The organism is Sinorhizobium psoraleae (genome assembly GCF_013283645.1).
GTDB classification, from domain to species: Bacteria; Pseudomonadota; Alphaproteobacteria; order Rhizobiales; family Rhizobiaceae; genus Sinorhizobium; species Sinorhizobium psoraleae.
In genome coordinates this window covers 142,252-163,620 of record NZ_JABEKV010000004.1, presented here as the reverse complement: position 1 = coordinate 163,620, position 21,369 = coordinate 142,252, and the positions used below count along the sequence as shown (strand labels likewise).

22 protein-coding genes and 1 tRNA gene are annotated in these 21,369 nt (G+C 59.9%); 13 read left to right on the top strand and 10 right to left on the bottom strand.

Annotated features, from left to right (window positions below; genetic code table 11):
• Nucleotides 1–41 precede the first annotated feature (41 nt).
• Nucleotides 42–311 carry a hypothetical protein gene (locus ILFOPFJJ_RS21755; RefSeq protein ID WP_173512648.1) on the top strand — a complete coding sequence of 90 codons (270 nt, stop codon included), beginning with the start codon at nucleotides 42–44 and terminating at the stop codon, nucleotides 309–311.
• Nucleotides 312–347: 36 nt separating this feature from the next.
• Here ILFOPFJJ_RS21755 and ILFOPFJJ_RS21750 read toward each other — a convergent pair whose 3' ends face one another.
• Nucleotides 348–785: a DUF1489 family protein gene (locus tag ILFOPFJJ_RS21750; RefSeq protein WP_173513316.1), complete on the bottom strand. Its 438-nt coding sequence runs from the start codon at nucleotides 783–785 to the stop codon at nucleotides 348–350.
• 162 nt (nucleotides 786–947) lie between these two features.
• Nucleotides 948–2,348 carry an L-serine ammonia-lyase gene (locus ILFOPFJJ_RS21745; protein WP_173513315.1) on the bottom strand — a complete coding sequence of 467 codons (1,401 nt, stop codon included), beginning with the start codon at nucleotides 2,346–2,348 and terminating at the stop codon, nucleotides 948–950.
• Between the two features lie 690 nt (nucleotides 2,349–3,038).
• On the opposite strand from ILFOPFJJ_RS21745, the gene ILFOPFJJ_RS21740 reads away from it, so the two are divergent.
• The 3 genes from ILFOPFJJ_RS21740 (at nucleotide 3,039) to ILFOPFJJ_RS21730 (ending at nucleotide 5,445) form a co-directional block, all read left to right on the top strand.
• A complete protein-coding gene (locus ILFOPFJJ_RS21740; protein ID WP_173512647.1) occupies nucleotides 3,039–3,743 on the top strand; it encodes a DUF599 domain-containing protein in 705 nt (234 codons plus the stop codon).
• Between the two features lie 208 nt (nucleotides 3,744–3,951).
• On the top strand, nucleotides 3,952–4,968 hold the full coding sequence (locus ILFOPFJJ_RS21735; RefSeq protein WP_173512646.1) for a heparan-alpha-glucosaminide N-acetyltransferase: 1,017 nt from the start codon (nucleotides 3,952–3,954) through the stop codon (nucleotides 4,966–4,968).
• A 3-nt stretch (nucleotides 4,969–4,971) separates the two neighbouring features.
• Nucleotides 4,972–5,445 (top strand): methyltransferase family protein, encoded by a 474-nt coding sequence (locus ILFOPFJJ_RS21730; RefSeq protein ID WP_173512645.1) that lies wholly within the window; start codon nucleotides 4,972–4,974, stop codon nucleotides 5,443–5,445.
• Nucleotides 5,446–5,558: 113 nt separating this feature from the next.
• Here the strand turns inward: ILFOPFJJ_RS21730 and ILFOPFJJ_RS21725 are convergent, their stop codons facing one another.
• Together ILFOPFJJ_RS21725 and mgtE are read right to left on the bottom strand one after the other, a co-directional pair.
• Nucleotides 5,559–5,945 carry a MerR family transcriptional regulator gene (locus tag ILFOPFJJ_RS21725; protein ID WP_136504391.1) on the bottom strand — a complete coding sequence of 129 codons (387 nt, stop codon included), beginning with the start codon at nucleotides 5,943–5,945 and terminating at the stop codon, nucleotides 5,559–5,561.
• Nucleotides 5,946–6,018: 73 nt separating this feature from the next.
• The gene (gene mgtE, locus ILFOPFJJ_RS21720) at nucleotides 6,019–7,440 is read right to left on the bottom strand and encodes a magnesium transporter (RefSeq protein ID WP_173512644.1); all 1,422 of its coding nucleotides are present in this window, start codon (nucleotides 7,438–7,440) and stop codon (nucleotides 6,019–6,021) included.
• Between the two features lie 363 nt (nucleotides 7,441–7,803).
• On the opposite strand from mgtE, the gene ILFOPFJJ_RS21715 reads away from it, so the two are divergent.
• The 3 genes from ILFOPFJJ_RS21715 (at nucleotide 7,804) to ILFOPFJJ_RS21705 (ending at nucleotide 9,108) form a co-directional block, all read left to right on the top strand.
• Nucleotides 7,804–8,307 (top strand): peptide deformylase, encoded by a 504-nt coding sequence (locus ILFOPFJJ_RS21715; protein ID WP_173512643.1) that lies wholly within the window; start codon nucleotides 7,804–7,806, stop codon nucleotides 8,305–8,307.
• Between the two features lie 62 nt (nucleotides 8,308–8,369).
• Nucleotides 8,370–8,633, top strand: coding sequence for a hypothetical protein (locus ILFOPFJJ_RS21710; RefSeq protein ID WP_173512642.1), 264 nt, complete (start codon nucleotides 8,370–8,372; stop codon nucleotides 8,631–8,633).
• Nucleotides 8,634–8,736: 103 nt separating this feature from the next.
• Complete coding sequence (locus ILFOPFJJ_RS21705; RefSeq protein ID WP_173512641.1) at nucleotides 8,737–9,108, top strand: hypothetical protein; 372 nt, start codon at nucleotides 8,737–8,739, stop codon at nucleotides 9,106–9,108.
• 204 nt (nucleotides 9,109–9,312) lie between these two features.
• Here the strand turns inward: ILFOPFJJ_RS21705 and ILFOPFJJ_RS21700 are convergent, their stop codons facing one another.
• From ILFOPFJJ_RS21700 to ILFOPFJJ_RS21685, 4 genes are all read right to left on the bottom strand, one after another.
• Entirely contained in the window at nucleotides 9,313–10,863 is a 1,551-nt protein-coding gene (locus ILFOPFJJ_RS21700; protein WP_173512640.1) for a SpoVR family protein, read from the bottom strand.
• A 13-nt stretch (nucleotides 10,864–10,876) separates the two neighbouring features.
• The gene (locus tag ILFOPFJJ_RS21695; protein WP_173512639.1) at nucleotides 10,877–12,193 is read right to left on the bottom strand and encodes a YeaH/YhbH family protein; all 1,317 of its coding nucleotides are present in this window, start codon (nucleotides 12,191–12,193) and stop codon (nucleotides 10,877–10,879) included.
• Between the two features lie 22 nt (nucleotides 12,194–12,215).
• Nucleotides 12,216–14,165 carry a PrkA family serine protein kinase gene (locus ILFOPFJJ_RS21690; protein WP_173512638.1) on the bottom strand — a complete coding sequence of 650 codons (1,950 nt, stop codon included), beginning with the start codon at nucleotides 14,163–14,165 and terminating at the stop codon, nucleotides 12,216–12,218.
• 777 nt (nucleotides 14,166–14,942) lie between these two features.
• Nucleotides 14,943–15,027, bottom strand: a tRNA-Leu gene (locus ILFOPFJJ_RS21685).
• A 193-nt stretch (nucleotides 15,028–15,220) separates the two neighbouring features.
• Here ILFOPFJJ_RS21685 and lipB point away from each other — a divergent pair.
• Nucleotides 15,221–15,952: a lipoyl(octanoyl) transferase LipB gene (gene lipB, locus ILFOPFJJ_RS21680; protein ID WP_173512637.1), complete on the top strand. Its 732-nt coding sequence runs from the start codon at nucleotides 15,221–15,223 to the stop codon at nucleotides 15,950–15,952.
• Between the two features lie 33 nt (nucleotides 15,953–15,985).
• Here lipB and ILFOPFJJ_RS21675 read toward each other — a convergent pair whose 3' ends face one another.
• Entirely contained in the window at nucleotides 15,986–16,924 is a 939-nt protein-coding gene (locus ILFOPFJJ_RS21675; protein ID WP_246299732.1) for a DMT family transporter, read from the bottom strand.
• 224 nt (nucleotides 16,925–17,148) lie between these two features.
• On the opposite strand from ILFOPFJJ_RS21675, the gene ILFOPFJJ_RS21670 reads away from it, so the two are divergent.
• From ILFOPFJJ_RS21670 to fghA, 5 genes are all read left to right on the top strand, one after another.
• Nucleotides 17,149–17,556, top strand: a complete 408-nt coding sequence (locus ILFOPFJJ_RS21670; protein WP_173512636.1) for a helix-turn-helix domain-containing protein — start codon at nucleotides 17,149–17,151, stop codon at nucleotides 17,554–17,556.
• 145 nt (nucleotides 17,557–17,701) lie between these two features.
• Nucleotides 17,702–18,829 (top strand): S-(hydroxymethyl)glutathione dehydrogenase/class III alcohol dehydrogenase, encoded by a 1,128-nt coding sequence (locus tag ILFOPFJJ_RS21665; protein ID WP_173512635.1) that lies wholly within the window; start codon nucleotides 17,702–17,704, stop codon nucleotides 18,827–18,829.
• 81 nt (nucleotides 18,830–18,910) lie between these two features.
• Nucleotides 18,911–19,351, top strand: coding sequence for a YaiI/YqxD family protein (locus ILFOPFJJ_RS21660; protein WP_173513313.1), 441 nt, complete (start codon nucleotides 18,911–18,913; stop codon nucleotides 19,349–19,351).
• Between the two features lie 25 nt (nucleotides 19,352–19,376).
• On the top strand, nucleotides 19,377–20,024 hold the full coding sequence (locus ILFOPFJJ_RS21655) for a DUF1345 domain-containing protein (protein WP_173512634.1): 648 nt from the start codon (nucleotides 19,377–19,379) through the stop codon (nucleotides 20,022–20,024).
• 27 nt (nucleotides 20,025–20,051) lie between these two features.
• Nucleotides 20,052–20,885, top strand: a complete 834-nt coding sequence (gene fghA, locus ILFOPFJJ_RS21650; RefSeq protein ID WP_173512633.1) for an S-formylglutathione hydrolase — start codon at nucleotides 20,052–20,054, stop codon at nucleotides 20,883–20,885.
• 44 nt (nucleotides 20,886–20,929) lie between these two features.
• Here the strand turns inward: fghA and ILFOPFJJ_RS21645 are convergent, their stop codons facing one another.
• Nucleotides 20,930–21,241 carry a DUF1883 domain-containing protein gene (locus tag ILFOPFJJ_RS21645; RefSeq protein WP_173512632.1) on the bottom strand — a complete coding sequence of 104 codons (312 nt, stop codon included), beginning with the start codon at nucleotides 21,239–21,241 and terminating at the stop codon, nucleotides 20,930–20,932.
• Between the last annotated feature and the right edge of the window lie 128 nt (nucleotides 21,242–21,369).

The window sequence follows — 21,369 nt, the reverse complement described above, 5'->3', positions numbered from 1 at the left end:
GGCCGTCTTCCTCGGATTTGTAAAGCGTAACGAGGTTGGTCATGGCAGTGAACGAGAACGTTCCCGGTGTTACCGTGATGCCGGGAAAGAAAACTAAATCTTCGCGCATTGGTCTGCACCCGCTGCATGAAGCTGCCATGCGCATCGCCGACATGGGGCTGAACCGGTCGAAAGCGAAGACACGCGATCTCGTCGGCATGCTTTTGACGCATGGTGCGCGCGCATGGCGCTCGACCCAGCCCCGCGCCGGTATTCACCTTCACGTGTCCGCGCCGGGCCGCCGTCATCCGCTCCGATTGCGCATCCATTGATACCGAGAATTGCCGGGAGCTGCGCTCCCCTTCCGCCTAGAGAAGGCCGAGTTCCGCCAGTTCACGCCGCAGTTCCAGCGGCATATCCGCCTCGCCGGAGGAAAGCGAAGCGAGATCGCGCGGCGCCTCCTTGTCCTGCAGGTAGCGCCATCCCTGAAACGCGCGGCGCGGCTGAAGCTCGGTCTCCACCACTTCCGGCCCGAGGATAAGGTTGCAACGGCCTATGCCGTCGCTGTCGGTGAAGGTCTCTACGCCGATCAACGACTGCCGCGCCTGCACATGTCCTTTGATCACCCAGTAGAGCGATCCGCCGGCAAGGAGTTCCTCGGTGCGTTTGGGAACCATCCGGGTCGTATGGAACGAGTGAGGCTCCTGCCCGGCCGCAATCGCGGCAAGCGCCTTGCGCGACACCCATTCGCGCAAGTCCTCGACTGATTCTGCTCCGACGCAGAGCTTTATGAGATGCAACGCCATGAGAACCTTGAACACCCGTCCACCGGCCACGGTCAAGCGCGCTGAACCCGTTCGTCCACAATAGCAACGCCCCGTCCGGCACTCACCATCCTATGACGGGATTGGGGCGGAAAACCGCGTTGGTCGCGGCTTACGCGTTCCGGCAACGCCCAGGCGGAAGCATCAGCACTCGACGACGTTCACCGCGAGACCGCCTGTGGAGGTTTCCTTGTATTTCTCGTTCATGTCGACGCCGGTCTGCCGCATGGTCTCGATACAGGCATCGAGCGGCACGAAATGTTTGCCATCCCCCTTGAGGGCGAGCGATGCCGCGGTGACTGCTTTGACGGCACCAAGTGCGTTGCGCTCTATACAAGGCACCTGCACGAGGCCGGCGACAGGATCGCAGGTCATGCCGAGATGGTGCTCGAGGGCGATCTCGGCGGCGTTCTCGATCTGCTCCGGGGTGCCCCCCATGACCGCGGCCAGGCCGGCGGCCGCCATGGCGGAGGCCGAGCCGACTTCGCCCTGACAGCCTACCTCTGCGCCGGAGATCGAGGCATTGTGCTTGATGATGCCGCCGATCGCAGCAGCCGTCAGCAGATAGTCGCGGATACCCTCCTGATCGGCGTCGTCATGGAAATGCATGTAATAGCGGATGGTCGCCGGAACGACGCCCGCGGCACCATTCGTCGGCGACGTCACGACGCGGCCACCGGCGGCGTTCTCCTCGTTGACCGCCATCGCGTAGACGCTCAGCCAGTCGTTTGCGAGCAGCGGGTTGGTCTTGTTGGAGCGCCACTCCTCCTGAAGCTTGTCGTGAATCGAACGGGCCCGCCGGCGAACCTTCAGGCCGCCCGGCATGATGCCGTCCTGGCTCAAACCCCGGTCGATACAGCTCTTCATCGCCGCCCAAATGCGATCGAGGCCGGCGTCGAGCTCTTCTCTCGACATGGTGCATTCCTCATTCGCCCGCTTCATCTGGGCGATGGTGAGCCCCGACCGTGCGGCCATATCGAGCATCTGCTGCGCCGTCGCGAAGGGATAAGGCACCTTTACGCCCCCCGGCTTATTCTTGGCGGCCCGCATCGCCTCAAGCTCCGTATCGGTCACGACGAAGCCACCACCGATCGAATAGTAGATTCGCTTCAAAAGCAGCCGGCCGTCGCGATCGAAGGCCGAGAAGGACATGCCGTTGGCATGGCCGGGTAAAGGCACTTTCTTGTCGAAGACGAGATCCGTTTTCGGCTGGAATGCGTAGGGCGGATGCCCGGCGGGCGTGATGCGGCCCGTGCGCTCCACCGTGTCGATGATCGTGCCCATGCTGTCGGGGTCTACGAGATCCGGACGCTCGCCCATCAATCCAAGGATAACCGCGCGGCCGGTACCATGGCCGATGCCCGTATGCGCCAGCGAACCATGCAGGCTGACCTTGATGGCGGCAACGCTCGCATGTGCCGGTCGCGGCCAGTCATCCGACAGGATGAGGTCGAGGAACCTGTTTGCCGCCGACATCGGTCCCATCGTGTGCGAACTCGAAGGGCCGATGCCGATCTTGAAAACGTCGAAGACGGAAAGAAACATAAACTGCCTGTCCTGGAGCACGGGAACGCCGTCGGGCACGCCACCCGAAGCGCCAGCCGATGATTGCAAGGTCGACGCCCGCATCGGCTCCTCCTTGAGCGCCTGCGGTGTCAGTTGTCCATAGATATAGGATCAAACCCTAAGCCATCCTATGCCGATCGATCAGGCGACCGACCGACATCGGATCTTGTTCGTGCGACATGACGCAAAAGCTTGCTTACAGAAAGGCTGCCATCGAATCAAAACGACGCGGTCCTTGGGAAACCGCGTCGCTCTGACGAAATGTTTTGATCTCAAAGGCCGCCGAAAAGATAGGCCAGGACCAGAACGCCAGCGAAACCAGCTACGGCGCGAACGGTCACGCCCCAGCACGACTTCTGTATTGTATTGTCCATGATGTCTCCGAGTACTCAGCGGTCGGCGAGTACGTATTCGCTACCCGCGCATGCGCCATGCATACTGAAGAATGGGTAAATGTGCAACGCCGAAATATGGCAAAATCGTGTCAAGACGAACTCGCAGTACACGACAGTGCGGGAACATCGGCGCTTTTCCAGCGCCAGGCGCGCGCCTTGCACCCAATTTCCCTGCGAATTCGCCGCAATTGCGGCGCAATGATTAATCTCGCACGCGACTGTGTGCCGGGGTGCCGATCTTGCATTTTCGAACAGCCGTGCCAAAAACGCATGCATGACCTTCGAAGATTACATCGCACTTGCCATCTTCGTCTTGCTATGGGGCGGTTTCAGCTGGGCAACCGACGGCCGACGCAATTTCACGCGTGTCAGCCTGACCCGGCTGATGAACGAAAACCGGCGGCGATGGATCCGCAACTCGCTCAACCGCGATCTGAAGATGATCGACACGCAGATCATCGCCGGGTTGCAGGCGGGCACCGCCTTTTTTGCCTCGACCACCATCTTCGCGCTCGGCGGCTGCTTTGCGCTGCTTGGCGCGACCGAACAGGTGCAGATGATCTTCAACGACCTTCCGCAGGTCTTTCGCGGCGGACGGACGGGCTTCGAACTGAAGGTCGGCGGGCTGACCTGCCTCTTCGGCTACTCGTTCTTCCAATTCGGCTGGTCCTATCGCCTGTTCAACTATTGCTCCATCCTGATGGGCGGCATTCCGATGACGGCGGAAATGACGCGCGACCGGCAGGCGGCCGAGAGGGCCGCAGAACGTGCAATTCGCCTGAACATCCTGGCGGCCAAGCATTTCAATGCGGGATTGAGAGCGATCTTTCTGTCGATCGGTTATCTCGGCTGGTTCATCAGCCCCTATGTGTTCATCGTTCTCACCAGCTTCGTGATCTTCGTACTAACGCGCCGGCAGTTCTTTTCCGAGGCGAGAACCGCGCTCATCGAGGATGCTCACGAGGCTCTCAAGCACTAGGATCTGCACTACCGCATGTTCCTTAAATCGTAGCCGATCTAAGATTGAAAACATGCAGCAATTCAGAGTGCTACAGCGTCCTTACGCGTTTGATTAAGACGCGCGGCGCTGTAGGCAAACAAGCGCTGCTCCTCTGTGCGAAAAGCATTCGCGTGGCCGGCGCAAGCCAGACATGCGACCTTATCGCGAAACAGGATGGCCAGGGCCGATGTCCGAGAACACAGCAACGACGATCACCGAGACGCAACGCTCTTCGTCAGGCGTGGACAAGCGTCGTCGGATCACGCTTTTAGACGCGCTCCGGGGCTTGGCGCTCGTTGCCATGGCGATCTATCACTTCGTCTGGGATCTCGAATTCTTCGGCTATGTGGCGGCGGGCACCGCGGGTACCGGCGGCTGGCGGCTTTTCGCGCGGCTGATTGCAAGCAGTTTCCTGTTCCTGGCGGGCTACAGCCTGGTGCTCGGCCAGCGCCCACATTTTCGCCCGGCCGCCTTCGCTCGCCGCTTCGTGAAGATCGCCGGCGCGGCGATGCTGATCAGCATTGCGACCTGGTTCGCCATCCCGGAATCTTTCATCTTCTTCGGCATCCTTCACTCGATCGCGGCGGCAAGCCTCGTCGGCCTCCTGTTCCTGCCGCTTCCCGCGGTCGTCGCCTTTCTGGCCGCTGCCGCCGCCTTCGCAGCGCCACTCTACCTGCGCTCGGCCATCTTCGATGCGCCGCTGCTCTGGTGGGTTGGACTTTCCGAGACGGTCCCGCGCTCGAACGACTACGTACCTCTCCTTCCCTGGCTCGCGCCCTTTCTGGTCGGCCTTGGGACGGCGAAGCTGCTTCACCCGCTGCTAATGAGCCGCGGGGTGTCCGCGAGATCGCAGGAAAGCCGGAGCAGCCTGTGGATCAAGCCGCTCGCCTTCGGCGGGCGTCACAGTCTGGCCGTATACCTCGTACACCAGCCGCTGCTTATCGGCCTCGTCTACCTCTTTGCGCAGATCGCACCCGCCGCAGCACCGGACCCGGCACAAGCCTACCGCGCGAACTGCGTGGCGGCATGCAACCGCGGAGATCCCGCCGCGCCATGCGAAGCCTTCTGCGGCTGCACACTCGACCGGCTGAAAGAACAGAGCCTTTTCGAGGACTTAAACATGGGCAAGATCGACGTAAACACGGATGAACGCATTGCGCGAATCGCCAGTCAATGCACAATGGACGTGCAATCAGGGGACTAGGACATGAATGCCTATCGTGCCAAGCCGCTGAGTTTCCCATGGCCGCCCGTGCTCTATGGTGCGGCTGCTCTGGCTGCACTGGTTTTCAACCATTTCTTCCCGATCCCGGTGGCGAATGGACCCGGCTGGTTCGCATGGCTGGTCGGAGGCGCATTGATCTTTGCGGCGATCTCCATAGACCTGTGGGCTGTCAAGACGCTGCTCGACCGGCACACTGCCATCCTGCCGACACGATGCGCTACCTGCCTCGTCACCTGCGGACCTTTCCGCTTTACCCGCAACCCGATTTATCTCGGCTACACGCTGCTGATGGTCGGCATCGGACTGGTTACGGCCAATCCATGGTTCTTCATCGCGGCGATCACGGCTGTGGCGCTGACGACCCTTTTTGTCATCCGCAATGAAGAGCAGCATTTGCTGTCGCGCTTCGGCTTCGAATTCGAACGGTATTGCCGTCACACCACCCGATGGATTTAAAACCGGTCAGCAAAAAGGTGGCGCGAGGCCATCTCTTGAATGATCTAACTCTTTGAAACTACGCAATTCCGGACGGCAGACCGTTATACACTTTTCCTGGAATTGCTCTGGCCTCAAGTGCCGACGCCGATCTCCGCGAGACGCGTCAGGCAGGCTTCCTCGACGTTGTCGAGCTCGGCAAGCGTGTCGTCGATATCCTTGCGTTTCTGCCGCAACTCCTCGCGTTTTTCCTCAACGCGCGTCATCAGAAGCTGCAGTTGGCCCATCTCGCCCGGCGGATCCTTGTAGACCTGAATGATCTCCCGGATCTCGGCAATGGTGAAGCCAATGCGCCGGCCACGCAGGATTTCCTTGATGAGGTGACGGTCCGCCGGTCGAAACAGTCGCGTGCGGCCGCGACGCTCCGGATGAATAAGGCCCTCATCCTCGTAGAAGCGCAGCGTTCGGGTCGAGATGCCGAATTCCCGTGTCAACTCAGTGATGCTATAGTATTTATTCACGCCGCCGTCCCATCAAATTCCGAGGCGCCACTATCGTTGACTTTGACGTAAAAGTCAAACAACGCCGTCACCGTCACGTGACGTGGAACCACCAGGTGGCAATACCGAGAAAGCTGAAGAAGCCGGTGATGTCCGTGACCGCGGTGACGAAAACCGCCGAGGAAACGGCCGGATCGGCACCGGATTTTTCCAGAAGAAGCGGAATCATGATGCCAGCGAGGGCCGCGGCCATCATGTTGATCAGCATTGCCGTCGCGATGATGCCGCCGATATTGGGGTCCTGAAACCACAGCCCCGCCACAAGACCGATGAGCGTCCCGAAGATCATGCCGTTCAGAAGACCAACTCCGGCTTCGCGGCGGATGATCCTCGGCGCGTTGTGAATATCGAGACCGCGGGTGGCAAGCGCCCGCACGGTCACGGTCATGGTCTGCGAACCGGCATTGCCACCCATGCCGGCTACGATCGGCATCAGAATGGCCAAGGCCACGATCTGCTGGATGGTCGCGTCGAAAAGACCGATCACCGACGCGGATATGCAGGCCGTCATCGAGTTGACGAAAAGCCACGGCACCCGAGAGCGCGAGGCTTCGGCAACGGAGTCGGACAATTCCTCGTCGCCCACCCCGCTCAGGCGCAGCAGGTCCTCTTCTGCCTCCTCCTGAATCACGTCGACCACGTCGTCGATGGTCAGCACGCCCACGAGCCGGCCGTTGTCGTCAACGACGGCGGCCGACAGGAGGTCGTACTGCTCGAAGAGCTGGGCTGCCTCTTCCTGGTCCATCTCGGCGGGGACGGCATGGCTGGTGTCGCGCATGATGGCGTCGACCTTGATCGAACGCTTGGTGCGCAGCACACGGTCGAGATCGACGGTTCCGAGGAGCTTGAAGGTCGGGTCGATGACGAAGATCTGCGTGAAACTGTCGGGAAGATCCTCGTCCTCGCGCATGTAGTCGATCGTCTGGCCCACGGTCCAGAACGGCGGCACCGCAACGAACTCCGTCTGCATGCGCCGGCCGGCGGTGCTTTCCGGATAATCGAGCGAACGGCGCAGGCGAACGCGTTCGGTGAAGGGCAGCTTGGCGAGGATCTCTTCCTGGTCCTCCTGATCGAGGTCTTCCAGAATGTAGACCGCGTCGTCGGAGTCCATCTCCCCGATCGCCTCGGCAATCTGTTCGTTGGGCAGATGTTCGACGATATCGAGACGGATGGCCTCGTCGACCTCGGTAAGCGCCGAGAGATCGAACTCCTTGCCGAGCAGCGAGACGAGCGCCAATCGTTGTTCCGGCTGGATAGCCTCGAGAAGATCGCCGAGCTCGGAGGCGTGAAGGCCGGCGACGTGCTGCCGCAGGTAGATCGTATCACGGTCCGCAATCGCGGCGCCTACATGCATCAGGAAATCGGAACGCACGGAGCCGTCGTCGGCATAGATATCCGAGCCGTCATAAGCGGTGATTTCTTCCGGACCGCGGTCGTCGTCGCCGATATTGCTCATGGAGCCGCCCTCGAAAAAACAAAGCCGCCCGAATCAATTGGGTCGAAGATCCCGAAAGGCGAGCGTGCCATTCCAATTGACTGCCGTGCCCTCGCGAGCAAAACGGCGTCTTGCCTCGCCACAGCGCCCCGCTTCCCTCCTCGCAAAGCCGCTGTAACACTTTGAATTACCGGGTGATTTTATCCTCGGATCGATTCCGACCCCGGAACTCATGCAGTAGCGCAAAGCTCCAGCGAGGTCCACAGCGCAGAAGGTGCGAATGAAGAACCGGCGAAAGTTTTGTTCAAGCTGTTGCAAATGCATATGAAACTCGTAGATCAATCAGCCGAAACGGCAGATGACAGCCGAGACGAAGAGCGACGCATGGCTATTCTCCCCATCGTACGATTTCCGCATCCGGCACTCGCTACGGCGGCTGAAACCATTGAACGTTTCGACGACGATCTTCGGCAACTCGCAACCGACCTTCTCGAGACGATGCGTGCCGCCCCGGGGATTGGCATTACCGCGAACCACGTCGGTGTTTTGCGACAGGTGATGGTGATCGAACTGGATGAGAAAAGCGGCGCGCGCACCTTCGTCAATCCCGAGGTTATCTGGCAATCCGAGGATCTGATGCGGCATGCAGAAGGCAGCGTCTCGATGCCTGGTATTTCGGAGGAAGTCGAGCGACCGCGCGCTGTACGGGTGCGCTTTCAATCGCTGTCTGGAGGAACGCTCGAAGAATATGCCGAAGGACTGATGGCGATCTGCCTGCAGCACGAGATCGACCAGCTTTCCGGCATCTTCTGGACGCAGCGCCTTTCGCGGCTAAAACGCGAGCGCGCCATCAAGCGATTCGAAAAATTGACCAGAGGTGAGCGGTGATCCACAGTCCGATCAACTGAATGATTGCTTCCGCCGAAATACGTTTCATCAAGGGATACAATATGAAAGTCCTGCGCCTGATACCCGTCTTTGCATTTGTGTTGGCTGGATGCACGGCTGCTTCACCTGATCTCGAACCCCTCCCCGGCAGCCTCACTTATGGCGAGACGGCGGCATCGCGCAGAACGCAAGCAGCGCCCGGCACGATGATCCAGAACCGCTTCCTGCATCAGGGGACCATGGTCTTCGAAACGTACGAGGTTCAGGCTGACCATTCCTACAAGCTCGTTCGCCGCAGCGTCGCGGACACCTGGCCCCCTCGCTGAGGTCGAAGCGTTCGAGGACAAATCGGCCACGAGGTCCTTGCGACCCGGAACATTTGTGATCGCCGTCTCGTTTTCCATTGATAGGATCAGTGGAGATTATTCGATGACCAAGTACCTCGATGAACGCGGCGATCCGGTCTCGAAGACGCATGACGCGGACAGGGAGAAATTCTCGGCGCAGGAAACCAGGCAAGGCTCGCTCGGCGTCCGTGTCCTGGCGGTGCTGACCGGCGGGCTGTTTCTCGCCTTGCTGGCGTGGGGCGCCGTCGAACTCTGGGGCGAAATCAACGACAACGATCAGGCAACGCAAACGGAGCAAGTTCAACCTGCTCCATCGCCCGAACAAACCGGCAGCGTCCAGGCACCCGCCCCCGCCGACGGCCAAGAGGCGTCCCCGACCGACAGAGATCCGACTGCCGAGTCGGGAACCGGTGGACCATCGCAACAGATCTCGCCCGACGGCACGGAGAAATGACGGGCCGTCGGTTGCCGTGATGCCGGGGTAATCATTCCTTCACGGCGAACAGGCTTATTGTTTCATCGTAACAGTGAGCCCGTTGAAACTACGCAATCCCGGAAAACCGTTACACGCTACAGCCGCGCGACGGTCGCGTAGCGCTTTGATCGCTGTACGTCTGATCCTTGAATCGGCTCGGATTTAGGAAGCACGCAGTCGCGTCTAATCGAGATCCAGCGCCGTCGAGCATTCATAGAGCACGTCATCCGTTTCCGCGTCGATGCCGGCCAGGCTGACGTCGTATCCCCAGAGATGGCGCACGTGACGAAGCGTGGCGTCGCGGCTCGCCTCGTCAAGGAGAATGCCGTTCTTGACGTTGTGCTGCAGGCGAAGATGGCGGTCGCCCAGGAGGTCAACATCCACGACCTGGATATCCGACTGGTTCGCCGCGACATCATAGTTGCGGGCAAGTGCAGTGCGGATGGTCTCGTAGCCGCGTTCATTGTGGATCGAGCCAACCTCGCAGTAATTGTCGCCAGCCTCGTCGGTCAGCAGGAACAGCCTGAATTTGCGGATCAACGCAGGGCTCAGATATTGCAGAATGAAGGATTCGTCGCGGTGGTTCGCCCAAGCATCGATCAACGTCTCGCGCCATTTGCCGCTGCCGGCGATCTCGGGAAACCAGTCGCGATCTTCCGATGTCGGATCGGTGCAGATGCGCTGGATGTCCTGCATCATGGCAAATCCCAGCGCATAGGGATTGATGCCGGGAAAGCGCGGATCGTCGAAAGAGGGCTGGAAGACCACGTTGGAGTGGCTGTGAAGAATTTCCAACATGGCGCCTTCACTGATCCTGCCCTGATCGAAGAGCCTGTTCATAATGGTGTAGTGCACGAAGGTCGCGCATCCCTCGTTCATCACCTTCGTCTGCCGCTGTGGATAGAAGTACTGCGCGATGACGCGCACGATACGCAAAAGCTCCCGCTGCCAGGGTTCAAGGATCAGGCTGGTCTTTTCCAGGAAGTAGAGCAGATTTTCTTCCGGCAAGTTAAGCGCCTTCTTTCGCTCCGAAGCGTCGCGCTCGGCGGCCTCCTTGGTGCTTTCGCCATCGGCTGAAGGCGGAAGCGTCCTCCAAAGATCGCTGTAGGTCTGCTCCTCGTATTCCAGCCGCTCCCGGGCTCGCTCCCGCTCCTTCTCGGACGAAAGACGCGGTGGACGACGATAGCGGAAGACTCCCTGGTCCATGAGCGCGTGGGCGGAATCGAGAATGACCTCGACTTCGGACGTTCCGTAACGCTCCTCGCATTTGGTGATATATTTCTTGGCAAACTCCATATAGCTGAGGATGGCGCTGGCGTCGGTCCATTGCTGGAACAGGTAATTGTTCTTGAAAAAGTGGTTATGGCCGAAGGCCGCGTGCGCCGTCACCAAGGCCTGCATGGCCATGGTGTTTTCCTCCATCAGATAGGTGATGCAGGGATTGGAGTTGATGACCAGCTCATAGGCGAGGCCGCGGCGGCCCTTGCGATAGAGATGTTCTTCGAAAACGAAACGCTTGCCGAAGGACCAGTGCTGGTACATCAGCGGCATCCCGACCGAAGAATAGGCATCGAGCATTTGCTCGGACGAGATGATCTCGAGCTGGTTCGGATAGACGTCGAGCTGCAGTTCATCGAGTGCGATCGTTTCGATCGCATCATAAGTGCGCGACAGCGTTTCGAAGTTCCAATCGGAACCATGAAACAGAAGGTTTGAGGCTGCGCCCTTGGGCATTCCGGTCGCCTTTTCAGTTGCGCAGTTGCATGGTTGGCTGTCTGGCGAAAAGCTTCCGGAAGACCGGATAGATGTCCGACGGTCTCGCTATCCGCGTCATCTGGAAATTCGACCATTCGCTGTCGACCGTGCGGTAGGCACGCCAGAGGGACGTACCGTTGTCGGTCGTACCGAAAATCTCCGTCTCGCGCTCATCTATGATTTCAACATAGGCATAATATTGGCAAAGGCGCATCACCTGCCGGTGGAGAAGCGAGACGCAAAGATCCGAATCCCCGGCGCTGTTCTCGCCGTCGGAGGCCTGAGCGGCATAGATGTTCCACTCCCGTGCCGGATAACGCTCCTCAATGATGCGGAGCATCTCCTCCAGAGCCGTGGAAACAACGGTGCCACCACTCTGTTTGCTGTAGAAAAAGGTATTTTCGTCAACCTCCCCTGCCTCATCCGTGTGACGAATGAAGACGATATCTATCCGCTCGTAACGTCGTTTGAGGAAGAGATGCAGCAGGACGAAGAAGCGCTTGGCCAGGTCCTTCTCCCGCTCGCCCATCGAGGCTGAAACGTCCATCAGGCAAAACATCACGGCGCTTGCGTTCGGCAGCGGCTGCGGTTCGAAGCGATTGAAGCGGATATCGACGGGATCGACATAGGCAATGCGCCGGCGGCGGCGCTCCAGCTTGTCCAATTCTTGGCGCAACGCCTCGATGCGCTTCTGGTGGATGCGACCGGCGTTCTGTTCCTCCTCCAGTTTGGCGATCTCTTCGGAGATTGCGGCCAGTTCCGCGCGTCGCGGCCGCCGCAGCGCGATGCGGCGGCCATAGCTGTTGCGCATTGTGCGCCCCACATTGATGTTCGTGGGGGACCCGGATGTCGCGAAGCCGGCCCGACGCCGCTTGAACGCTACCGACTCTTTCAGATTGAGCTTCACCATGTCCGGAAGCTCAAGATCTTCGAAAAAGAGATCGAGGACCTCGTCGCGCGACAGCACGAACTGGAAATCGTCCTCGCTCTCACCGGTTCCCGCGCCGGAGCCCGAGGCACCGCCGCGCGCACTTGGCTTCGGGATGCGATCGCCCGGCGAGAACTCATGATTGCCGGGCAGGATATACTGCCTCTCGCCGCTGTTTGGCGAAGGCTGGAAGGATGGTTCACCCACGCCGCGCTCGGGCATGGGCACACGGTGCTCGGCATCCACGTCGGCGATCTTGCCTGCTTTGATCTGCTCCTTGATCGTCCGTTTCAGCTCTTCCCGCGCCCGTTTCAGGAAACGCCGTCGGTTGCCGAGACTCTTGTCCTTCGGGTTAAGACGGCGGTCGATGAAATTCGGCATTGGCAAACCCCCGTGCGCATCTTCAGCCCGCCTTGTTCACTCGCATGTACCAGTCGACGAGCCGCCGAACCTGCCGTTCGGTATATCCGCGTTCAATCATGCGCTGGACGAACTCGGCATGCTGTTTCTCGGTTGCGCTGTCCTTCTTGGAGCCGAAGCTGATGACTGGCAGCAGATCCTCGACCTGGCCGAACATACGCTTTTCGATGACTTCGCGCAGCTTTTCATAACTCGTCCAGGAGGGATTGCGGCCGCTGTTCTTGGCGCGGGCACGCAATGTGAACTTCACGACCTCGTTGCGGAAGTCCTTCGGATTGGCGATACCCGCCGGCTTCTCGATCTGCGACAGCTCGCTATCGAGAACCTTCCGATTGAGGATCTGTCCGGTGTCGGGGTCCTTGAAGTCCTGATCTTCAAGCCATGCGTCAGCATAGGCGATATACCGGTCGAAAAGGTTCTGACCATATTCGCTATAGGATTCCAGATAGGCCTTCTGGATCTCGTGGCCTATGAATTCGGCATAGCGCGAGGCCAATTCCGACTTGATGAAGTCGAGATAGGCTGCCTCGGTTTCCTTTGGAAACTGCTCACGTTTGATCGCCTGCTCCATGATGTACATCAGATGCACGGGATCGGCCGCGACCTCCTTGGTGTCGTAGTTGAACGTCTCCGACAGCACCTTGAAGGCAAAGCGGGTGCTGACGCCCGTCATGCCCTCGTCCACGCCGGCGGCGTCACGGTATTCCTGTACCGATTTGGCCTTCGGATCGGTGTCCTTCAGGTTCTCGCCGTCATAGACCCGCATCTTCGTGTAAAGCGGTGAATTCTCGTGCGGCGTGAGGCGGGTCGACACCGTGAACCGGCTCAGGCACTCCAGAACTTCCGGCGCGCAAGGATTGTCGACCAACTCGCTTTCACGAAGGAGCTTCTCGTAGATCAGCTTCTCTTCGGTGACGCGCAGGCAATAGGGCACCTTGACCACCAGAATGCGGTCGAGGAATGCCTCATTGTTCTTGTTGTTCTTGAACTGAAGCCACTCGGACTCGTTGGAATGCGCCAGCACGGTGCCCTGGTAGGGAAACGCGCCGAAATTCTCGGTGCCGTTGTAGTTCCCCTCCTGCGTCGCTGTCAGCAGCGGGTGGAGAACCTTGATCGGCGCCTTGAACATCTCCACGAATTCAAGCAAGCCCTGCGTGGTGCGGTTCAGCCCGCCGCTGTACGAATAGGCGTCCGGGTCGGCCTGGCTGTAGTTCTCGAGCTGGCGGATGTCGACCTTGCCGACGAGCGAGGAGACGTCCTGGTTATTCTCGTCGCCCGGCTCGGTCTTCGCGATGCCAATCTGGCGCAAGCGGGACGGTACCAGTTTGACGACGCTGAATTTCGAGATGTCGCCGCCGACTTCGTCCAGCCGCTTGGCCGCCCAGGGCGAGATCAGCCCGGTGAGCCGCCGCCTGGCAATCCCGTACTTGTCCTCGAGAAGATCGGCCATGCGTTCCGGGTGGAACAGACCGAGCGGCGATTCGAACACGGGGCTGATCTTGCCGTTGACCATCAACGTATAGATCGGCCGCTGCTCCATCAGCTTCTTGAGGCGCTCAGCCAACGAAGACTTGCCTCCGCCGACCGGTCCCAGCAGGTATAGAATTTGCTTGCGCTCTTCCAAACCCTGGGCTGCATAGCGGAAATACCCGACAATGCGCTCGATCGTATCCTCCATGCCATAGAAGTCGGAGAATGAGGGATAGATCTTGATCGTTCGATTGGCGAAGATTCGGCCAAGACGCTCGTCCGCGCTCGTGTCGACGAGGGTCGGCTCTCCAATAGCTTCCACCATCCGCTCCTGCGCGGTGGCATACATACTCTTATCGTCGCGGCAGGCGAGGAGATATTCTTGCAGACTTATCTCTTCTTGCGCTGCGCTCGTATAGATCTCTGAAAAGAGATCGAAGACGTCAGATTCACTCCTTGTCATCATGCTCTCCCGCGGGAGGCCGGTTAACCGAGACGGGTTCGCTGCCTGTTGGCTCCCTGCTTACAGTGAACTGTTTCCTGCCTCCAAAGTTCCTTCAACACGTTGCGGTTTAGCCAGCGGATGCCGAAGCAGTGGCCAACGGTGAGCACCCGCCTTCTCGGTACGGCGCGCGGCGCTTTCCACAGGCGCAACGGGCACCGTAATACTTTGAATTGCTACAGATCTTATCCTAAAAGTCGAATCGGATATAAGAAATCATGCAGCAGGTTCGCCGCTCTGTCACCCCATCATATTGACCGCTTTTCACAATTCCGCGATGAGGATGGGGGATCGCATCCAGGCTCTACCGTCGTCTCCGGTTTTTGAACGGACGGCTGATCTTCCCGCGAAATGGTCCCGAAGAACCGCTGCGCGGGCGAGGCACAACTTCGCCGTCGTCTCCGTAGTCCGAATTCGGGCCGGACGAAAATTCTGCAGAGACCCCACGGCCAGATTCTGGCACAAGTGCGGCGGCGGCTCCATTTCGCTTGCTCGTTACAGCATGCGTCGGCGACACCGCTCGATAGCTCTTCTAACAACACAATATGGCATTTTGGTCGCGGGTGCTACCGGAGGCAATTGTTTGGGGTTTCCGGCGTCGAAGTGCGAGTAACGTGTGCACATGCCCGCATTGCGCGGCGCTGCGGGCACAACCGGCCGTGGCGTCACTGACAACCAATCCCCAGAAATGAAAAACCCCGTAGAACCGAACGGTTACGAGGGCTTCTTAGTCTAATTTGGTGCGGTCGAGAAGACTCGAACTTCCACGGGTTGCCCCACAGCGACCTCAACGCTGCGCGTCTACCAATTCCGCCACGACCGCATCGTGGTAGGTGCCGATTGCGTCGGCGGGGGTGCATGTAGCAAAAGCATCTGGGGTGCACAAGGGCAAGACGACAGAAATTTGACGAGAAAAGAAACTATTTCAACAGCGCCCTCGCGAGGTGTTGGAAATGCTGGACTCTTGGCGCGCACCATCCCATTTACGGAGCCGGGAAAACCAGGAATACGGCCTCATGCAGCGCGACAATCTCAGCCAAAACATGTTCGCACCGCCGGGTTCGCCGGCAGTGCGCTGGCGGATCGCCCCCTCCATCGTCGATTATCCACAGGCGGTCGAAATCATGGAACGGGAAGCCGCGGCGATCGCGGCCGGCACCGCGGACGAATTGGTCTGGCTGGTCGAGCATCCGCCTCTTTACACGGCGGGCACCAGCGCCGATGCCTCCGACCTGGTGATGCCCGACCGCTTCCCCGTCTTTGCGAGCGGCCGAGGCGGCGAGTACACCTATCACGGTCCGGGCCAAAGAGTCGTCTATGTCATGCTTGACCTGAAACGGCGCCGGCAGGATGTGCGCGCCTTTGTCGCAGCGCTCGAGGCAGTCATTATTACCACGCTCGATTCGATGAATGTCAAAGGCGAACGCCGAGAGGACCGGGTCGGCGTCTGGGTGCGTCGTCCGGAAAAGCCGCTTCTGCCAGACGGATCCGAGGCCGAGGACAAGATCGCCGCCATCGGCATCCGGCTGCGCAAGTGGGTAAGCTTCCATGGCTTCGCGCTGAATGTCGATCCCGACCTCGATCATTTCGGGGGTATCGTTCCCTGCGGCATCCGCGGCTATGGGGTCACGAGCCTGGTCGACCTTGGTCTGCCCGTCATGATGCCGGACGTCGATATTCGACTGAGAGAGGCATTCGAAACGATCTTCGGGCCGACACGGGCCGACACCGAGGGACACTCGATCTGAGGACCAGCAACCCGGACCGCCGGCCGGCGAGACTCACGCCGACTTTCGCCTCTGCGCCTTGCGCTCTCGCCAGATAATATACAGTCCCGATGCGACGATCACGAGAATGCCGAGCCACTTCGACGGCGTCGGAAAGTCTTCAAAGACGATATAGCCGAGCGCCGTCGCCGAGACGATCTCGAAATAGTGGAACGGCGCAAGCAGCGATATCGGTGCCGCCTGGAATGCCTTGACGACGAGAAGATGGCCCCAGCCGGAAATGGCCCCTAGAGCAACGACGAGCACCCAGCCAAGCGCCGATTGCGGCAGCGACGGTTCGAAATCGACGGCACCCATCCCATTGCCGAAGGCGATCACGGCGGCCATGAACAGCGTTCCCCCTATTCCGGCAACGGTCTGCATGGTCAGCGGTGGATCGGCGTTGCCGACCGCGCGGTTGAGGAAAAGGTAGCAGGCAAAGAGGAAGGCGCAGGCGACCGGCAGCAGCGACGTCAGCCCGAAGATGGCAAAGCTCGGCTGGATGACGACCATTGCGCCGCAGAAACCGACCGCGATCGCCGACCACCGGCGCCATCCCACCTTCTCGCGCAGGATAAGCGCCGAAAGGCATGTCAGAATGAACGGTTCGACGAAGTAGATGGCGAACACGTCCGCGAGTGGCATGTATTTCACTGAAACGAAGAAAAAGAGCGCCGCCGCCGCGAGCAGCACCCCGCGAAGAATATTTGGCCAGAGCCGCTTCGGATAGAACGCCCGCACGCCGCCTGCCGAGAGCAACAACGGCGCCGTCGATACGAGTTGAAAGAAGAAGCGATAGAAGGTCACTTGGCCGGGCGACATCCCCTCATAGACCGCCATATATTTTGCAATGGCATCCATGCAGGGCAGGATGAGCATGGCGAAAAGCATGATCGCCACGCCCCGCATGACCGTATTGTGCGGCGCAGCGGCCGTTGGCACATATTCATTCATGGGCAGATTTCCAATATCGGGGCCGAACTTAACCCGTTTCGTCGAGGTTTCAACGCGCGACGGATAGTGAGCCGCATTTGACAGGGTTTTTGGCGTTTCGAGGTGGTCCGTCGACAGGGGAATGCCTATAAGCTCATTTCATTCTCGCCCCGCAGCGGGAAGCCAGGGGCGCTTCCGGCAACTATCCGGGACCTTTGAACGTAACAGTGCCAAGGGAGAAAGCCATGCGCTTATCGACCGAAACCATGATCGCGCGTCTTCGCGAAACAGGAGACGGCGACACGCTTGGGGGACGCATCTGGAGGGCGCGTGACGCCGCGAACCTCTCGATGAAGGACCTAGCGGATCAGCTTGGCGTACGCTGCGAAACCGTGGCAGCGTGGGAACGCGACCGCGCCGAACCTCGTACCAACCGCCTTTTCATGTTGGCTGGCGTGCTGGGCGTCACTCCGGCCTGGCTGATTGCCGGCATCGGTCGTGCACCGGACGACGATGCAGCCGTTGCCTCGAGGGAAGCGCTTCGCGAGCAACTCGATCTCATCAAGAAACTGCACGCTCAGACCGGTGAGGCCATCGCGGCGCTGGAAGCGGAACTCGACCGTATCCAGCAGACTATTCGCTCAAAAGGATGAACAAGGCTGAAGCGCGTTTTCCGCCCGTTTCCCATTTAACGTAGTAAAATAGCTTAAAGCCGATTCCAGCTTATCGCAGCGATTGCCACGGCATCGACGATCGCAATCGCTGCCTGCAAACACTTGCATTCAAGGGAGAAGAGACATGGACGTACGCGCCGCCGTCGCCACTGAGGCCGGCAAACCTCTGGAAATCATGACGGTTCAGCTCGAAGGGCCGAAGGCCGGCGAGGTGCTGGTCGAGATCAAGGCGACCGGCATCTGCCACACCGACGATTTCACCCTCTCGGGCGCCGATCCGGAAGGGCTGTTCCCGGCCATCCTCGGCCACGAGGGCGCCGGCATCGTCGTCGATGTCGGCCCCGGCGTCACCAGCGTCAGGAAGGGCGACCACGTCATCCCGCTCTATACCCCGGAATGCCGCGCCTGCCCCTCCTGCCTGTCGCGCAAGACCAATCTCTGCACCGCCATCCGCGCCACCCAGGGGCAAGGGCTGATGCCCGACGGCACCTCGCGGTTTTCGATCAACGGCGAGAAGCTGCACCACTACATGGGCTGCTCGACCTTTGCGAACTTCACCGTGCTGCCGGAGATCGCCGTTGCCAAGGTCAACCCGGACGCGCCGTTCGACAAGATCTGCTACATCGGCTGTGGCGTCACCACCGGCATCGGCGCGGTGATCAACACGGCCAAGGTCGAGATCGGTGCGACGGCGATCGTCTTCGGGCTTGGCGGCATCGGCCTCAACGTCATCCAGGGGCTTCGCCTTGCCGGCGCCGACATGATCATCGGCGTCGATCTGAACAACGACAAGAAGCCCTGGGGCGAGAAGTTCGGCATGACCCACTTCGTCAATCCGAAGGAGGTCGGCGACGACATCGTGCCCCATCTTGTCAACCTGACGAAACGCGGCGCCGACCAGATCGGCGGCGCCGACTACACCTTCGACTGCACCGGCAATGTCAAGGTGATGCGCCAGGCGCTCGAGGCCTCGCATCGCGGCTGGGGCAAGTCGGTGATCATCGGCGTTGCCGGTGCCGGCCAGGAGATTGCCACCCGGCCGTTCCAACTGGTCACCGGCCGCACCTGGATGGGCACCGCCTTCGGCGGCGCGCGCGGCCGCACCGACGTGCCGAAGATCGTCGACTGGTACATGGAGGGCAAGATCGAGATCGACCCGATGATCACCCACACGATGCCGCTCGACGACATCAACAAGGGCTTCGAACTGATGCATTCCGGCGAAAGCATCCGCAGCGTCGTCCTCTACTAAGCTGTCAAACTGGATCAACAGAGCGCCGGAATCGATTGTATTTCGGCGCTTCTTGACTGTTCGGAAGTGCGCTTAAACATGATCATCTATGTCGATGCCGACGCCTGTCCCGTGAAGGCGGAAATCCTGAAAGTGGCGGAGCGTCACGGCTTCGAGGTGACTTTGGTCGCCAATTCCGGCCTGCGCCCGTCACGAGACCCGATGGTGCACAACGTCATCGTATCGGCGGGCTTCGATGCAGCCGACGACTGGATTGCCGAACGCGCAGGAGAAGGCGACATCGTGGTTACGGCGGACGTCCCGCTCGCCGCACGCTGTGTCGCCGCTGGCGCGCTCGTCACCGGACCGTCCGGTCGGCTCTTCGACAAGAGCAATATCGGCATGGCTTCGGCCATGCGCGACCTCGGCGCGCACTTAAGGGAAACCGGCGAAAGCAAAGGCTACAATGCAGCCTTCACGGCAAGGGACCGCTCGGCCTTCTTGGAGACACTTGACCGGCTCTGCCGCCAAGCCAAAAGATGAACGCGGAAGGATGCTGGGCCGCGCGATGAAACGGACGACGAGGCTGCGACATTGGCCATTCTATGCTGCGCTTGGCTGCGCCTTGGTGAGCCTACCGATCTCCCTGGTCCTTGCTCCACGCTTTGCGCTGGAGATCACCGCCATCACATTCTTCTGCGTTTATCTCATCAAGGCGGCCGTGCGGCTCAGGCGCTTGACCGGAGGTTATCTCGAACACCATGCGCATAGCACCGACGAACCTGAAGCGGTCATTTTTCTGGTTACCCTTGCTGCGGCTGCCGTCTCGCTGCTGTCACTTTTCCTGGCGCTCAATCGGCAAGGTCAGGGCAATGGCTTCGAGCTTCTCCTTGCTTTTGCCTCCGTGGCGCTCGGCTGGGCGACGATCCACACCATGGCGGCCATGCATTACGCGCACGTCTATTGGGTGACCGATGAGAGCCGTGATCCGATCGAGCCGGCACGCGGACTTATGTTTCCGGAAACGGACATGCCCGGCGGCTATGACTTTCTCTATTTCGCCTTCGTCATCGGCATGACTGCGCAAACATCGGACGTGGCGATCACGACAACGGCGATGCGCCGCATCAATCTGGCGCACGCCGTCGTTTCGTTCTTCTTCAACACCGTGCTGGTCGCCGCGGCGGTCAACGCCGCTGTCCAGCTGGCCGGCTGACGCCTGCCCTACTTCAAGGAGTAAGTCATGAAAGTTATCTCGCAAAATACTGCCTTTGGCGGCATGCAGGGCGTCTTTTCCCATGATTCGGCGGCCTGTAAGGGCGAAATGACCTTTGCCGTCTATGTGCCGCCGCAGGCGATCAACGAGCCGCGCCCGGTCCTCTGGTATCTGTCCGGGCTTACCTGTACCCACGCGAACGTGATGGAAAAGGGCGAGTATCGGCGCATGGCCTCAGAGCTTGGCCTCATCATCGTCTGCCCGGATACCAGTCCGCGCGGCAACGATGTGCCCGACGAAGTGACCAACTGGCAGATGGGCAAGGGTGCCGGCTTCTATCTCGACGCGACGGAAATGCCCTGGGCCGAGCATTATCAGATGTACACGTACATCACGGAGGAACTGCCCGCCGTCGTCAGCCAACATTTTCGCGTGGACATGGGCCGACAGGGCATTTTCGGCCATTCGATGGGTGGGCATGGCGCAATGACGATCGCCCTCAAGAATCCTCAGCGTTTCAGGAGTTGCTCGGCCTTTGCGCCGATCGTGGAACCCTCGACCGCCGATTGGTCGATCGGTGCTTTCGAAAAATACCTCGGCTCGGACAAGGCGACCTGGCGCCAGTACGATGCCTGCGCATTGGTCAGGGACGGCGCGCGCTTCCCGGAGTTCCTGATCGATCAAGGTAAGGCGGACGGATTTCTCGATAACGGCTTGCGCCCCTGGTTGTTCGAGGAAGCGATAAACGGATCCGGAATAGGGCTGACGCTCCGGATGCATGAGCGTTACGACCATTCCTATTACTTCATTTCGACCTTCATGGACGATCATCTGAAATGGCACGCCGAGCGGCTCGGCTGAGACGGGTCATGTGGGCGCGTCTGATAAGACGCGCGGCGATTTAGTCACGACATGGATTGAAAACGTGGCTGGCCAGCCGTTTCGACCAGGCGGACGCTTGACTCGGCAAGACCGTGGTGACCTTCCATGTCGATGACGAGGTGCCAATGGGCGGTCTCGGGAATGGTCATGCGCAGCGGCGATTTTCGCGCGACGCCGCCAAGAAACTGATGCTTCAACGTCTCCCGGTACCGGGTGAAGTTATCGTCGGTCATCAGCCGGACGTTGGCAACGGCGGACAGCGTCACTTCGATCGTTGTCCCGGCCCTTTGTTCCTTGAGGTCGTAGTGCGTATAGTTCACTGCTCGCTTTGTCATCGCCAACCTGGACCGGAAACCTGCATGCGAAATTTCTCACAATGCTAGCCAGTGCCACTTAACGAATGGTTTTGCACCCCGCTGTGGGGTGCTCGCCCCGCGATCGTCGCCCTCATCTACCCCAACGG

What these genes read in the sequence shown, in the direction of transcription:
- ILFOPFJJ_RS21755 (WP_173512648.1), top strand. Translation starts at nt 42, where the DNA reads ATGGCAGTGAACGAGAACGTTCCCGGTGTTACCGTGATGCCGGGAAAG.
- ILFOPFJJ_RS21750 (WP_173513316.1), bottom strand. Translation starts at nt 785, where the DNA reads ATGGCGTTGCATCTCATAAAGCTCTGCGTCGGAGCAGAATCAGTCGAG.
- ILFOPFJJ_RS21745 (WP_173513315.1), bottom strand. Translation starts at nt 2,348, where the DNA reads ATGTTTCTTTCCGTCTTCGACGTTTTCAAGATCGGCATCGGCCCTTCG.
- ILFOPFJJ_RS21740 (WP_173512647.1), top strand. Translation starts at nt 3,039, where the DNA reads ATGACCTTCGAAGATTACATCGCACTTGCCATCTTCGTCTTGCTATGG.
- ILFOPFJJ_RS21735 (WP_173512646.1), top strand. Translation starts at nt 3,952, where the DNA reads ATGTCCGAGAACACAGCAACGACGATCACCGAGACGCAACGCTCTTCG.
- ILFOPFJJ_RS21730 (WP_173512645.1), top strand. Translation starts at nt 4,972, where the DNA reads ATGAATGCCTATCGTGCCAAGCCGCTGAGTTTCCCATGGCCGCCCGTG.
- mgtE (WP_173512644.1), bottom strand. Translation starts at nt 7,440, where the DNA reads ATGAGCAATATCGGCGACGACGACCGCGGTCCGGAAGAAATCACCGCT.
- ILFOPFJJ_RS21715 (WP_173512643.1), top strand. Translation starts at nt 7,804, where the DNA reads ATGGCTATTCTCCCCATCGTACGATTTCCGCATCCGGCACTCGCTACG.
- ILFOPFJJ_RS21710 (WP_173512642.1), top strand. Translation starts at nt 8,370, where the DNA reads ATGAAAGTCCTGCGCCTGATACCCGTCTTTGCATTTGTGTTGGCTGGA.
- ILFOPFJJ_RS21705 (WP_173512641.1), top strand. Translation starts at nt 8,737, where the DNA reads ATGACCAAGTACCTCGATGAACGCGGCGATCCGGTCTCGAAGACGCAT.
- ILFOPFJJ_RS21700 (WP_173512640.1), bottom strand. Translation starts at nt 10,863, where the DNA reads ATGCCCAAGGGCGCAGCCTCAAACCTTCTGTTTCATGGTTCCGATTGG.
- ILFOPFJJ_RS21695 (WP_173512639.1), bottom strand. Translation starts at nt 12,193, where the DNA reads ATGCCGAATTTCATCGACCGCCGTCTTAACCCGAAGGACAAGAGTCTC.
- ILFOPFJJ_RS21690 (WP_173512638.1), bottom strand. Translation starts at nt 14,165, where the DNA reads ATGACAAGGAGTGAATCTGACGTCTTCGATCTCTTTTCAGAGATCTAT.
- lipB (WP_173512637.1), top strand. Translation starts at nt 15,221, where the DNA reads ATGCAGCGCGACAATCTCAGCCAAAACATGTTCGCACCGCCGGGTTCG.
- ILFOPFJJ_RS21675 (WP_246299732.1), bottom strand. Translation starts at nt 16,924, where the DNA reads ATGAATGAATATGTGCCAACGGCCGCTGCGCCGCACAATACGGTCATG.
- ILFOPFJJ_RS21670 (WP_173512636.1), top strand. Translation starts at nt 17,149, where the DNA reads ATGCGCTTATCGACCGAAACCATGATCGCGCGTCTTCGCGAAACAGGA.
- ILFOPFJJ_RS21665 (WP_173512635.1), top strand. Translation starts at nt 17,702, where the DNA reads ATGGACGTACGCGCCGCCGTCGCCACTGAGGCCGGCAAACCTCTGGAA.
- ILFOPFJJ_RS21655 (WP_173512634.1), top strand. Translation starts at nt 19,377, where the DNA reads ATGAAACGGACGACGAGGCTGCGACATTGGCCATTCTATGCTGCGCTT.
- fghA (WP_173512633.1), top strand. Translation starts at nt 20,052, where the DNA reads ATGAAAGTTATCTCGCAAAATACTGCCTTTGGCGGCATGCAGGGCGTC.
- ILFOPFJJ_RS21645 (WP_173512632.1), bottom strand. Translation starts at nt 21,241, where the DNA reads ATGACAAAGCGAGCAGTGAACTATACGCACTACGACCTCAAGGAACAA.